Here is a 12,016-nt window from a genome sequence, read left to right on the forward strand (position 1 = left end):
GCTGCAGGCGCACGCTTGCCGCATCCGCCCTTTTTGCATCAGGGAGACTCGCGCGATTCCCCTACGATACCCCACGCACCGCGCAGCGCGCGCGCCGCATCGGCAAGGGCCTGCTGGGCCTCGGGCACGGCCCGCCCCATTTTGATGAATTCGTGCGTGACGCCGCGGTAGATTTCCAGCTCGAACGGCACCGCTGCCATGCGCAGCCGATCGGCCAGCTCGACGCCCTCGTCCACCAGCGGATCGCACTCGGCCAGACCGATCCACGCCGGCGCCACGCCATCGAAGTCCGGCGCCAGCAACGGCGCAAAGCGCCAATCTTCGCGCTGCGCGTCATCGACATAGTGGCGAAAAAACCACTGGATCGTCTCGGCCTCGAGCACGAAGCCATGCCCAAAGCGGCGGTGCGAGCGGGTGTCTTGCCACGCGCTGCAACCCGGATAGAACAAGAGCTGCAGCGCCAGCGGCCAGCCGGCATCGCGCGCATGGAGGGCGACCACCGCCGCCAGGGTGCCTCCCGCGCTGTCGCCCCCCACGGCGATACGGCCAGGGTCCAACCGCAGGTCAGCCGCAGCCCCGCGCAGCCAGGCCAGCGCATCGACCGCATCGTGCACCGCGGTGGGAAAGCGGTGCTCGGGCGCCAACCGATAGTCGAGCGACAGCACCGCGCAGCCCGCGAGCGCCGCCAAACGTCGGCACAGGGCCGCATGGGTACGCACGCTGCCCACCACGAAGCCGCCCCCGTGAAAATACAACAACACCGGCAACGGCGCCTGCCCGGTCGCGGGCGGCGCGACGAGCTCAGCGCTCAACACGGCGCCATCGCGCGCGGGCACCGACAAGCACTGCTCACGGGCCATGGGTGGCGGCGGCAGCTCCAACACCTCGGCGCCCGCCTCGTAAAACGCGCGCGCTTGCGCCACCGTCAGGGTGTGCAGCGGCGGGCGGCGGGCGCGCGCCATGCGCGCCAGCACGCCGCGCATGGCGGGGGTCAACAGGTGGTGTGGGTCCCCATTCGACATGGGCACGATTGTCACCCCAATGCCCACCCGCGTTGTCACGCACGCACTTGCCGGCCCACCCGCAGTGGCGTTACCGTCGGCCACCGCACAATACGAACACCACCCCCAAACAAAAGGCAAGGAGACTCCATGGCCGAGATTCGCTACCTCACCACCATCCAGGTCGAAGCGGGAGCGTTGCGCCTGCTGCCTGCCGAATGCGCCCGCGTCGGCATGCGGCGCCCGCTCATCGTCACCGACGCGGGGGTGCGCGACGCGGGCCTACTGGCGCGTGCGCTGACCGTGCTGGGCGACGCCCTGCCCTGCGCGGTCTTCGATGGCACCCCGCCCAACCCGACGGAAGCGGCGGTGCGCGCCGCCGTGCAGCGCTTCCGCGACCACCGCTGCGACGGGCTGATCGCGCTCGGTGGCGGCAGCGCCATCGACTGTGCCAAAGGCGTGGCCATCGCCGCCACGCATGACGGCCCGCTCAAGACCTACGCCACCATCGAAGGCGGCTCACCCCTGATCACCGATCGCGTACCGCCGTTGATCGCTATCCCCACCACCGCCGGCACGGGCAGCGAAGTCGCGCGCGGCGCCATCCTGATCGTCGACGATGGCCGCAAACTGGGTTTTCACAGCTGGCACCTGCTGCCCAAGGCCGCCATCCTGGACCCCGAGCTGACCGTCGGCTTGCCCCCGCGCCTGACCGCGGCCACCGGCATGGACGCGATCGCCCACTGCATCGAGACCTTCCTGGCCCCGGCCTTCAACCCTCCGGCGGACGGCATCGCGCTCGACGGTCTGACGCGTGGCTGGGCCCACATCGAGCCAGCCACGCACAACGGGCGTGACCTCGACGCCCGGCTGCACATGCTGTGCGCCAGCATGCAGGGGGCTATGGCGTTCCAAAAAGGGCTGGGCTGCGTGCACTCCCTCAGCCACAGCCTGGGCGGGCTCGATCCCACCCTGCACCATGGCACGCTCAACGCGATCTTTTTGCCCGCGGTCATCGCCTTCAATGCCGACGCCGAGAGCGTGCGCCGCGAACGCCGCTTGGAACGCATGGCCCAAGCCATGGGCCTGGCCGCCCCGGAAGACATCGGCCCGGCCATCCGTGCGCTCAATGCCCGCTTGGGCCTGCCCCGCGGGTTGACCGAGCTGGGTGTACGACGCGACCAATTCGAGCGCATCATCGACGGGGCGCTTGCCGACCACTGCCACCGCACCAACCCGCGCACCGCCTCACGCGAGGACTACCGCGCAATGTTGGAGGCGTCGATGTAACGCGCGCCGCTCACAGCGGCTCGACCCGGCTGGGGTCGGGTTGCTCGAGCCAGGCAGCAAATTCGTCGACCAGGCGCTGCGCCTCGCGCACGGCCGTCTGCCACACCCGCATGCGCTCGGACAGGTGGTGGCCGTAGCGCTCGAAGTCCGTGCGGTCGGGCAGCTTGCCGTTGGGCAACGACCGCACCCACGCCGGGTCGGGCGCCAGCACGATGGTGCGATCGAGCGCCGACGTGGGCCGGTGGCGCCAGCGCAATCCCTTGTCCAGCCAACCCGGGATGACCTGACGCTGAAAATGCGGGTAGAGCACCAAGCCGCGCTCGGGCCGCCAGCGCAGGTGCAGGTGGTAGTCGGTGATGCCGCCGTCCCAGTACGCCCCCGGCGGCGCGCCGGGGATGTCGTGCACAGCCCGCAGCACGAAGGGGATGGAACAGCTCGCCTGCAGCGCGGGCATGAAGTTGCCGCCGTCGAGCGGCACCTGCCGGGTCCGGTAGTCCGACGAGTCGAACGGCAGCGCCGGCAGCCCACCCACCCCCGGCGACGCCGCCGATGGCGCGGAGAACACCACCCGCTCCAGCCAAGCCCCCATCGCACGGCGGTGTGCCACGTTGGCCACGAAGGCAGCCGCGTAACCGGCCGCCGTGCGCCATGGGCCCTCTCGTCGTAACACGTGCCGCCCGCGCGTGGTCACGATGTGCAGACGATAGCGCGGGTGCTGCAGCAGTCCGGGCAGATGCGGGCCGAAAAAGTCACGCAAATTGCGCGCAAAGGCCTCACTGACGTGCTCGGGCAGCGGGCGGCGCCGCCCCGGCTCCACCTCGTACGCCTGCGCGATGTAGTCTCGCTCCAGTCGCTCGAACGCCGCCACGGGGTCGGGCAGGCACGCCGTGGCCATGCGCCAAGCACCGATGGAAGCGCCCACCAGGTCGACGGAGTGCCCGCCGCGCGGCAACCATTGGCCAAACAGAAACCGGTCCAGCGGCCCCAGGATGAGCCCTTTCGGCCCGCCTGCGGCCCCCGGGATGATGCCCACCGCGCTCGGCTGCAAGCCCTCACGCTGCAGGTGGGCCAACGCGGTCGGGCCGGCGTGGATGCGCAACGCACGCATCAGACCAGGCCCTCCGTCTCCACGATACCGGGGTCGACCAGCACGTCGGGGTCGAGCGCCAGCAACTCTCCGACCGCATCCGGGTAGGTATGGATCAGCACGTCGCGTTGGTTGCCCAGCGCCCACACCCGCGCCCGCCAGGCGGCCATGTGCACGACGGCCGCCAACGGGTCGGCCACATCGCGGTGCAGCGGATCGACGTGCTGCTCGACCGCTTGCACCAACACCCGCGGCAAGCGCCAGTGCTGGCACAGGGCAGCCCCGACCTCGGCATAACAATACCCGAGGGCTTGATATTCGGCCCCGGCACGGTCCAGCGCGTACCAGGGTCGGTCGTGCGGCAGCTCCCGCATCACCTGAGGCATGGCTTGATGCATCACCAGCTCTCCCACGGCGTGCAGCAACGCGGCGGTGAAGGCGACGGCATCATCGAGCCGACGCGGCGCACACACGAGGCGTGCCACCGACGCCGCCACCACGCTGTACGACCAGAAGCGCTCCAGATCGATGCCCGGCGGCGCCGGGAAGCGGCTTTGCACGGCGGCAGCCAGCACCAGCGCGCGCACCCGGTTGAGCCCCAGCACCATCACCGCATCGCGCACGCTGTGCACCGGGCGCAGCAAGCGCAAGAAGGCCGAATTGGCTTGGCGCAGCAACCGCGCAGCCAACGCCGGATCCCGCTCGATATCGGCGGTGATGGCGGCCAGATCCACCTCGTCCTGACCAAACGTGGCGATCAAGCGCGCCGCCACCTCGGGCACGACGGGCAACGCCTCCGGGGTTTGCAGCAAGTCTTGCAAACGCATGCGGCGACGTCAGTGCAAAAAGGCCGCCAGCTCGCCCGCAGAGGCCCACTCCTGCGGGTCTTTGTCGAGCACGGTCTGCAAGTCCAGCCCCAGCAGGAGGGCCACCACGTCCGGAAAGGTGGCGGCCATGGCATCGCGATCCATGTTCATCTCTTGCGCACGGGCGCGCCACGACGCCATGTGCACCACCCCGGCGAGCGGCTCGTACAGATCCCCCTCGAACGGCACCAACTGATGCCGCAGCGCCGTCACGATGACGTCCGGAAAGTCCCAGCGCTGCGCAAACGCCGCACTGACATCCGCGTAGGTGTAGCCCAACACCGAGCGCTCGACCTCGGCACGCTTCATGTCGAACGGCGACACCCGCCAATCGATCTTGGCCACCACGTCGGGCATTCCGATGTGCATGACCAGATCGCCCACCGCATGCACCAAGCCGGCGGTGAAGGCCGCGCCGTCGGGCAGCTTCAGGCTGCGCGCCAGCGGCCGGCAGATCTTGGCGGTGTTGAGGCTGTAGCGCCAAAACTGCTCCAAGTTGACGCCCGGCACGCTCTTGAAACTGGCCCCGAGCGCGACCGCCTGCACCAGCGTGCGCAGGTGGTTGAAGCCCAGCACGGTGATGGCCTCGCCCACGCTGTCGATTTGGCGCGTCAGCCCAAAGAACGCCGAATTGGCCAGCTTGAGCAGCCGCGCCGTCAGCCCGGGGTCGGTGGCCACCAGTTCCGCGATTCGGCGCGCATCTGGCTCGTCCCGGTCCAGCTCGGCCGTGACCTCGGAGACGACGCGCGGAATGCTCGGGATGGCCTTGGCCTGTTGCAGCAGTTCGTCCAGTGTCATGGCGCACAGTTTATCGGCCCTCGCCCCGGCTGTCCGCCCCTGTCGCGACAATTCAGCGCCGCTGCGCCTGCCACTTGGCAAACGCACTGGCCATCGCGGTGGGGGCGGGCGCCTCCTGCCGCGGGCGACCGGCGCGCGCGGCACCCGCCTGCACGCGCGGGCGCATCCCGCCATCGACCGCGGGCGACGCGTCCAACCGCATCGTCAACCCGATGCGCCGGCGCGCCACGTCCACTTCCAACACCTTGACGCGCACGATGTCGCCGGCCTTGACGACCTCGCGCGCGTCGGCCACATAGCGGTTGGCCAGTTGGCTGACGTGCACCAGACCATCCTGGTGCACGCCGATGTCGACGAAGGCACCGAACTGCGCCACGTTGGTCACCGTACCCTCCAGCACCATGCCGGGCCGCAGGTCGTCGAGACTGTGCACCGCCTCGTCGAACTGCGCCACGCGAAACGTTGGGCGCGGGTCACGCCCGGGCTTTTCCAGCTCGGCCAGGATGTCACGCACGGTCACGGGCCCGAAGCGCTCGTCAGCCAAGCTTTCCGGGCGCAGCGCGCGCAGCACCTCGGGCTTGCCCATCACGGCCTCGATCGGCTGGCCGGCCGCCGCCAGGATGCGTTGGACCACCGGGTACGTCTCCGGGTGCACACCGGTCATGTCCAGCGGATCGTCTCCGCCACGGATGCGCAAAAACCCGGCGCATTGCTCGAACGTCTTGGGGCCGATGCCCGTGACCTCCAACAGCTGCCGTCGATGGCGAAACGCCCCGTGCGCATCGCGCCAGCGCACCAGCGCCCGCGCGGTCGCGGGCGACAGGCCCGCCACGCGGGCCAGCAGGGGCACGCTCGCGGTGTTGAGATCCACCCCCACCGCGTTCACGCAATCTTCCACCACCGCGTCCAGCGTGCGCGCCAGCGCCGCTTGGTTCACGTCGTGCTGGTACTGCCCCACGCCAATGCTCTTGGGGTCGATCTTGACGAGCTCGGCCAGCGGGTCTTGCAGTCGGCGCGCGATGCTGACCGCGCCGCGCAGACTCACGTCCAGCTCGGGCAACTCCTGCGCGGCGACTTCGCTAGCGCTGTAGACCGACGCCCCCGCCTCGCTGACCACGACCTTTTGCGGCACGCGCTGGGCGTCGCGGGCACGCAGCCGCTGCTGCAGCTCGCCCACCAGACGGTCCGTCTCGCGGCTCGCGGTGCCGTTGCCGATCGCGATCAGCTCCACCCCATGCCGCAGCACCAACGCGGCCAGCGTCGCCAATGCCCCCTCGACATCGCGCCGGGGCTCGAACGGATAGACGGTGGCCGTGTCCACCACCTTGCCCGTGGCATCGACCACGGCCACCTTGACGCCGGTGCGAATGCCGGGATCCAGGCCCATGGTCGGCCGCGGCCCGGCCGGGGCGGCCAACAGCAGGTCGCGCACATTGGCACCAAACACCTGGATCGCCACCGCCTCGGCCGCCTCGCGCAAGCGGGCAAACAAGTCGCGTTCGATCGACAGGCTTAACTTGACGCGCCAGGTCCAAGCCACGCAACGGCGCAGCCAGTCATCCGCGGCGCGCCCTTGGTGCGACCAGCCCAGCAGCCGGGCCAATCGGCCCTCGGCCAGCGACGGCTGGCCGGGTTCGGGCTCTTGCGGCTGCGCCAGGCGCAGGTCCAACACCTCCTGCGTCCGCCCGCGAAACATGGCCAGCGCCCGGTGCGACGGCACACGCGCGATCGGCTCGTCGTGCTCGAAATAATCGCGAAACTTGGCCACCTCGGGGTCGTTGGGGTTGCGCGCGTCGATGCGGCGGCTGCGCAGCAACCCCTCCTGCCACAGCCACTCGCGCAGGGGCTGCACAACGGCCGGATCCTCTGCCCAGCGCTCGCTCAAGATGTCGCGCGCACCATCCAGCACCGCGGCCATCGTGGTGAAGTCGCCGCCCTCCTCGCCCGGCGCGGGTTTGACGTAAGCCTGAGCGGCCGCCTGCGGGTCGAGCGTGGGGTCGGCCCACAGGGCGTCAGCCAACGGCTCCAGGCCCGCTTCGCGCGCGATTTGCGCCTTGGTGCGGCGCTTGGGCTTGTAGGGCAGGTACAGGTCCTCCAAGTCCTGCTTGGTCGGTGCCGCCTCGATGGCGGCGCGCAGGGCGGGGGTGAGCTTGCCCTGCTCCTCGATGCTGCGCAGGATGGCCGCGCGCCGGTCCTCCAACTCACGTAGGTAGGCCAGGCGCTGCTCGAGCTGGCGCAGCTGCGTGTCGTCCAGGCCGCCGGTGGCCTCTTTGCGGTAGCGTGCGATGAAGGGAACGGTGGCACCGCCATCGAGCAGGTCCACCGCGGCCTGCACCTGGGCGGCGCACACGCCGAGCTCGTCGGCGATGCGTTGCACGATCGTCGTCATGGATGGGCATGGGTTGTCCGTGAGCGCGGGAGTGTGCCACAGGACCCGGCGCCCTCAACCCATCGCACGCAGGGCAGCACGCAGCTGCGCGCCCACCTCCGGCCGGTCGGCAAACGGGTCGGGCGGCTCGCGCCCCTCGACGATGGCCTGCATGCGGGCCGCCACGGGTGCCAGCGCGTGCGGGTGGCTGTAGATGTAGAAGCGACCCTGCTCCATCGCATCGAACACACGCTGCGCCACTTCGGCTGCCGTTACTTTGCCGCTGCTGACGGCCTTTTCGCTCATGGCCTGGCCGATGAGCTGGCTGCGCGTGGGCGCGGCAGGCGGCAGCTCGGCAGGACGGTTGCGCTGACTCTGGCTGATACCGGTGGGCACGAAGTACGGGCACAGCACGCTGGCGCTGATCTGATCGGTCACGAGTCGCAAGTCCTGGTACAACGTTTCGGTCAAGGCGACCACCGCGTGCTTGCTGACGTTGTACACGCCCATGTTGGGCGGCGTCAGCAACCCGGCCATGCTGGCCGTATTGACGATGTGCCCGCGCCAGTGCGGATCGGCGCTCGCCGCCGCCAACATCATCGGGGTGAACAGGCGCACCCCGTGGATCACCCCCCACAGGTTGACGCCCAGTACCCACTGCCAGTCGGCCACGGTGTTTTCCCACACCAGACCGCCTGCCGCCACGCCCGCGTTGTTGAATACGAGATGCGGGGCGCCGAAGCGCTCGCGCACGGCATCCGCCAACGCCTCCATCTGCGCGCCGTCGGACACATCCACGCGCCGCGCGAGCACGTCGGTGCCCTGCGCGCCCAGTTCTTGCGCCGCGGCATCGAGCGCGTCGGCCTGGACATCCACCAGCACGAGCTTCATGCCCCGCAATGCTGCCAGACGGGCGACTTCGAGCCCGAGACCCGATCCAGCACCGGTCACGACGGCCGTTTTGTCCTTGAAATCTCGCATCATCGGCACATTCTCCTGAGGGCGTTCGGTGATACGTCGGCCCGGCGGCGCCATCAACGCGGGCGAGCGCGCTCGAGGATGGCCGCAAAGTCCGTGCCGCTGGGCAAGGTGCCAAAGCTGCCGCCCCAATCCCCTGCCAAGCGCGAGTCACAAAACGCGCGAAAAACCTCCCCCGGTGCGGTCTGCACGAGCAGGGCCGCCTGCACGGCGAGCGCCACGTCTTGCGCGAGGCGACGGGCCTCCACCTCGTTGGCCATCATCTCCACGCGGGTGGGCAAGCTCGCGGCAAGCTGGTCGAGCGCGGGATGCATGCCTCGAGCCGGAGCCAGTTCCTGCGCGAGCGCCGCGGCGGCATCCGCCTTGCGCACCGCGCGCAGCAGGTCGAGCGCCATGATGTTGCCCGCGCCTTCCCAGATGCTGTTGACGGGCATCTCGCGGTAGATGCGGGCCATGATGCCCTCGCCACCCTCTTCCACATAGCCATTGCCACCCAGACATTCCATGGCCTCTTGAGCAAAGGCGCTGCCGCGCTTGCAGATCCAGAACTTGGCAATGGGGGTCAGCAGGCGCTGGATCACGCGCTCGTGCTCGTCGCTGATCGAGCGGTCGAAGCTGCGCGCAAGACGCAAAGCCAGTGCCGTCGCAGCCTCCGACTCGAGCGCGAGGTCGGCGAGCACGTTGCGCATCAGCGGCTGCTCGATCAGGGGCTTGCCGAAGGCCATGCGCTGGCGCGTGTGGTCCAAAGCGAGCGAGAGCGCCTGCCGCATCAGGCCGCTGGTGCCGAGCGCGCAATCGAGCCGCGTCAGCGTCCCCATGGCCAGGATCTGCGGCACGCCCCGCCCTTCTTCGCCGACCAGCCAGGCCGTCGCGCCGGCAAACTCGACTTCGGAGCTGGCATTGGCCTTGTTACCGAGCTTGTCCTTGAGGCGCTGGATCTGCAGCGCGTTGCGCGTGCCGTCGGGCAGGATACGCGGCAGAAAGAGGCACGACAGGCCACTGGCTGTCTGCGCGAGGATCAGGAAGGCGTCGCACATGGGCGCGGAGAAAAACCACTTGTGCCCGGTCACGGTGTAGCGCCGGCCCCATCCGTCCTCGCCCGCGGGGACGGCTTGCGTGGTGTTGGCGCGCACGTCCGAGCCGCCTTGCTTTTCCGTCATGCCCATGCCCATGGTGACGCCGGCTTTGTCGCGCCAGAGGACCAGCCGGGGGTCGTAGGCGCGGCTCGTGAGCTGCGCCGACCAGTCACGGTAGATGGCCGGGTTGTCTTTGAGCGCGGGGGTAACCGCATAGGTCATGGAGATGGGACACAGCACCGAGGGCTCGAGCTCGGTAAACAGCATGAAGGCGGCGGCGCGCTGCAGGTGCGCATGACCGCTCGCCTGTTGTTCGGGCGCAAAGGGCGTGCCGTGCAGGCCCGCGGCGGTCGCGGCGCGCATCAAATCATGGTAGCTCGGGTGAAACTCCACCTCGTCGATGCGCCGACCGAAGCGATCGTGGCTGCGCAGCTGTGGCGCATGGACATTGGCCAGGCGCGCGTGCCTTTGCATCTCGGCCGTCCCCACGAGGGCGCCCAGCGCGTGCAAGCCCGAGGTGTCGAGCTCTGGCGCATGGAAGCGCAATGCGTCCTGCAGCGGGCGATTCGCCTCGAACAGGTTGACGTCGACCAGCGGCTCGGGCTGGTTGAACACCTCGTGCGTGACGATGGGCATGGCATTCTCCGGGCAAGCGCGAGACGCTCTCAAACCAGCTTGACGAGCTGCTTGCCGAAGTTGCGCCCCTTGAGCAAACCCAAGAACGCCTCGGGGGCGGCTTCGATGCCTTGCGCGATGGTCTCGCGGGGGCGGAAACGTCCGCTGCCGACCAGCTCGCCCAGTTCGGCCAGCGCCTGCGGCCAGACCTCCATGTGCTCGCTGACGATGAAACCCTCGATGCGCATGCGGTTGACGAGGATGAGCGACGGGTTGAGCATCGGCAGGGGCTGGCCGTCATAGCCCGCGATCATGCCGCACATGGCCACGCGAGAAAAGGCGTTGGCGCGCAGCATGACCGCGTCCAAAACCGTGCCGCCGACGTTCTCGAAGTGACCGTCGATGCCGTTCGGGCAGGCCGCTTTGAGCGCCGCCGCCAGCGAGCGCAAGTCGGGGTACTGGCGGTAGTCGACACAGTCGTCGAAGCCCAGCTCGTCGCGCACGTAGGCGCACTTGTCGGGGCCGCCCGCGATGCCCACCACGCGGCAGCCGCGCTGCTTGGCCAGCACGCCCACGGCGCTGCCCACCGCACCGGCAGCCGCGCTGACCGTTATGGTCTGGCCAGGCTTGGGCTCGATGATTTTGACCAGGCCGTACCACGCCGTCACCCCCGGCATGCCCACCGCGCCCAGGTAATGGCTGGGCGGAATGCGCGAGACATCCACCTTGCGCAACGCACCCGGCTGGTCGGCATCGACCACGCTGTACTCCTGCCAACCACCCATGCCAACCACCCAGTCGCCCGGGGCGTAGCGCGGGTGGCGGCTCTCCACCACCTGACCGACCGTGCCGCCAATCATCACTTCGCCTAGCGGCTGGGGAGCGGCGTAGCTTTTGCCCTCGTTCATGCGCCCGCGCATGTAAGGGTCCAGGCTCAGATAATGGTGGCGCACCAGCACCTGGCCCTCCGACAGCGCGGGGATTTGCGTCTCAACGAGACGAAAGTTTTCGAGGCTGGCCTCGCCCTGGGGGCGGCTGACCAGAAGAATCTGCTTGTTCGACGGCATGGACTTGGCTCCAGGTAAAACGATGCAAGGACCGATGAGCGCCCGGCGCCCTTTCAACCACCGATGACGGCGCTGACCCCGCCATCGACCGCGAGCCACTGACCCGTGATGTGTTTGCCCGCGTCGGACGCAAACAGCACTGCGGCCCCCTTGAGGTCCTCATCGTCACCCAAGCGGCGCAGGGGCGCGTGCGCGGCCAGCCGTTCCTCGCCCATCGCCTGCAGGGTGCCGCGCGTCATCTTGCTGGGAAAGAAGCCAGGGCAGATGGCGTTGACGCGGATGCCGTAGGGCCCCCACTCCGCCGCCAGCGCGCGCGTGAAGTTGATCACCGCGCCCTTGGACGTGTTGTAGGCGATGGTTTTCATCTCGGGCGGGTTGCCGCCCAGCCCGGCGATAGAGGCGACGTTGACGATACTGCCCCGCCGCCGCGCGATCATGCTGTGCTTACCCACTGCCTGGCTGAGCAGGAAGTAGCCACGGATATTGAGGTTCATGACCTTGTCCCAGGCCTCCAGCGGGTGGTCTTCGGCCGGCGCCCCCCAAGCCGCCCCGGCGTTGTTGACCAGGATATCGATGTCGCCCAGGCGCTGCAGGGTCTCACTGACCAAGCGCTGGATATCCTCCTCGCGCGCGCAGTCGGCTGCCATCCAGCGGGCATCGATGCCCTGCGCCTGCAGCTGCTGCACCGCGCCTTCCAGCTCATCGGCTTTGCGCGCGGTCAGCATCAGCTTGGCGCCCGCCTCGCCCAGCGCTTGGGCGATTTGCAGGCCCAGGCCGCGCGAGCCCCCGGTCACGAGCGCGGTGCGCCCCGTCAGGTCGAACAGTTGTGTGATGCTGCGGGTCATGCGGTATCTCCTCGAAACGGGGGCC

At 69.1% G+C, this 12,016-nt stretch carries 10 protein-coding genes; 1 reads left to right on the forward strand and 9 read right to left on the reverse strand.

The window, feature by feature from the left end; genetic code table 11:
• Positions 1–38: 38 nt before the first annotated feature.
• Positions 39–1,022, reverse strand: a complete 984-nt coding sequence (locus ACPP3B_RS00265) for an alpha/beta hydrolase (RefSeq protein WP_424859385.1) — start codon at positions 1,020–1,022, stop codon at positions 39–41.
• A gap of 129 nt (positions 1,023–1,151) precedes the next feature.
• On the opposite strand from ACPP3B_RS00265, the gene ACPP3B_RS00270 reads away from it, so the two are divergent.
• The gene (locus tag ACPP3B_RS00270) at positions 1,152–2,291 is read left to right on the forward strand and encodes an iron-containing alcohol dehydrogenase (RefSeq protein ID WP_299023083.1); all 1,140 of its coding nucleotides are present in this window, start codon (positions 1,152–1,154) and stop codon (positions 2,289–2,291) included.
• Between the two features lie 10 nt (positions 2,292–2,301).
• On the opposite strand, the gene ACPP3B_RS00275 is transcribed toward ACPP3B_RS00270, so the two are convergent.
• The 8 genes from ACPP3B_RS00275 to ACPP3B_RS00310 are packed head-to-tail and all read right to left on the reverse strand — an operon-like array spanning position 2,302 to position 11,991.
• The gene (locus tag ACPP3B_RS00275) at positions 2,302–3,399 is read right to left on the reverse strand and encodes a phospholipase (RefSeq protein ID WP_424859386.1); all 1,098 of its coding nucleotides are present in this window, start codon (positions 3,397–3,399) and stop codon (positions 2,302–2,304) included.
• Complete coding sequence (locus ACPP3B_RS00280) at positions 3,399–4,205, reverse strand: HDOD domain-containing protein (protein WP_314227157.1); 807 nt, start codon at positions 4,203–4,205, stop codon at positions 3,399–3,401. The genes ACPP3B_RS00275 and ACPP3B_RS00280 overlap by 1 nt, the downstream gene beginning before the upstream one ends.
• Positions 4,206–4,214: 9 nt before the next feature.
• Positions 4,215–5,042, reverse strand: coding sequence for an HDOD domain-containing protein (locus ACPP3B_RS00285; protein WP_424859387.1), 828 nt, complete (start codon positions 5,040–5,042; stop codon positions 4,215–4,217).
• A 52-nt stretch (positions 5,043–5,094) separates the two neighbouring features.
• Entirely contained in the window at positions 5,095–7,431 is a 2,337-nt protein-coding gene (locus tag ACPP3B_RS00290) for a Tex family protein (RefSeq protein WP_424859388.1), read from the reverse strand.
• A gap of 54 nt (positions 7,432–7,485) precedes the next feature.
• On the reverse strand, positions 7,486–8,394 hold the full coding sequence (locus ACPP3B_RS00295) for an SDR family oxidoreductase (protein ID WP_424859389.1): 909 nt from the start codon (positions 8,392–8,394) through the stop codon (positions 7,486–7,488).
• Between the two features lie 50 nt (positions 8,395–8,444).
• On the reverse strand, positions 8,445–10,100 hold the full coding sequence (locus tag ACPP3B_RS00300) for an isovaleryl-CoA dehydrogenase (protein ID WP_424859390.1): 1,656 nt from the start codon (positions 10,098–10,100) through the stop codon (positions 8,445–8,447).
• A gap of 29 nt (positions 10,101–10,129) precedes the next feature.
• Positions 10,130–11,146 (reverse strand): NADP-dependent oxidoreductase, encoded by a 1,017-nt coding sequence (locus ACPP3B_RS00305; protein ID WP_299020672.1) that lies wholly within the window; start codon positions 11,144–11,146, stop codon positions 10,130–10,132.
• A 53-nt stretch (positions 11,147–11,199) separates the two neighbouring features.
• Positions 11,200–11,991 carry an SDR family oxidoreductase gene (locus ACPP3B_RS00310; protein ID WP_424859391.1) on the reverse strand — a complete coding sequence of 264 codons (792 nt, stop codon included), beginning with the start codon at positions 11,989–11,991 and terminating at the stop codon, positions 11,200–11,202.
• Between the last annotated feature and the right edge of the window lie 25 nt (positions 11,992–12,016).

The sequence above is a fragment of the Tepidimonas sp. HKU77 genome (assembly GCF_049728535.1).
Lineage (GTDB): Bacteria > Pseudomonadota > Gammaproteobacteria > Burkholderiales > Burkholderiaceae_C > Tepidimonas.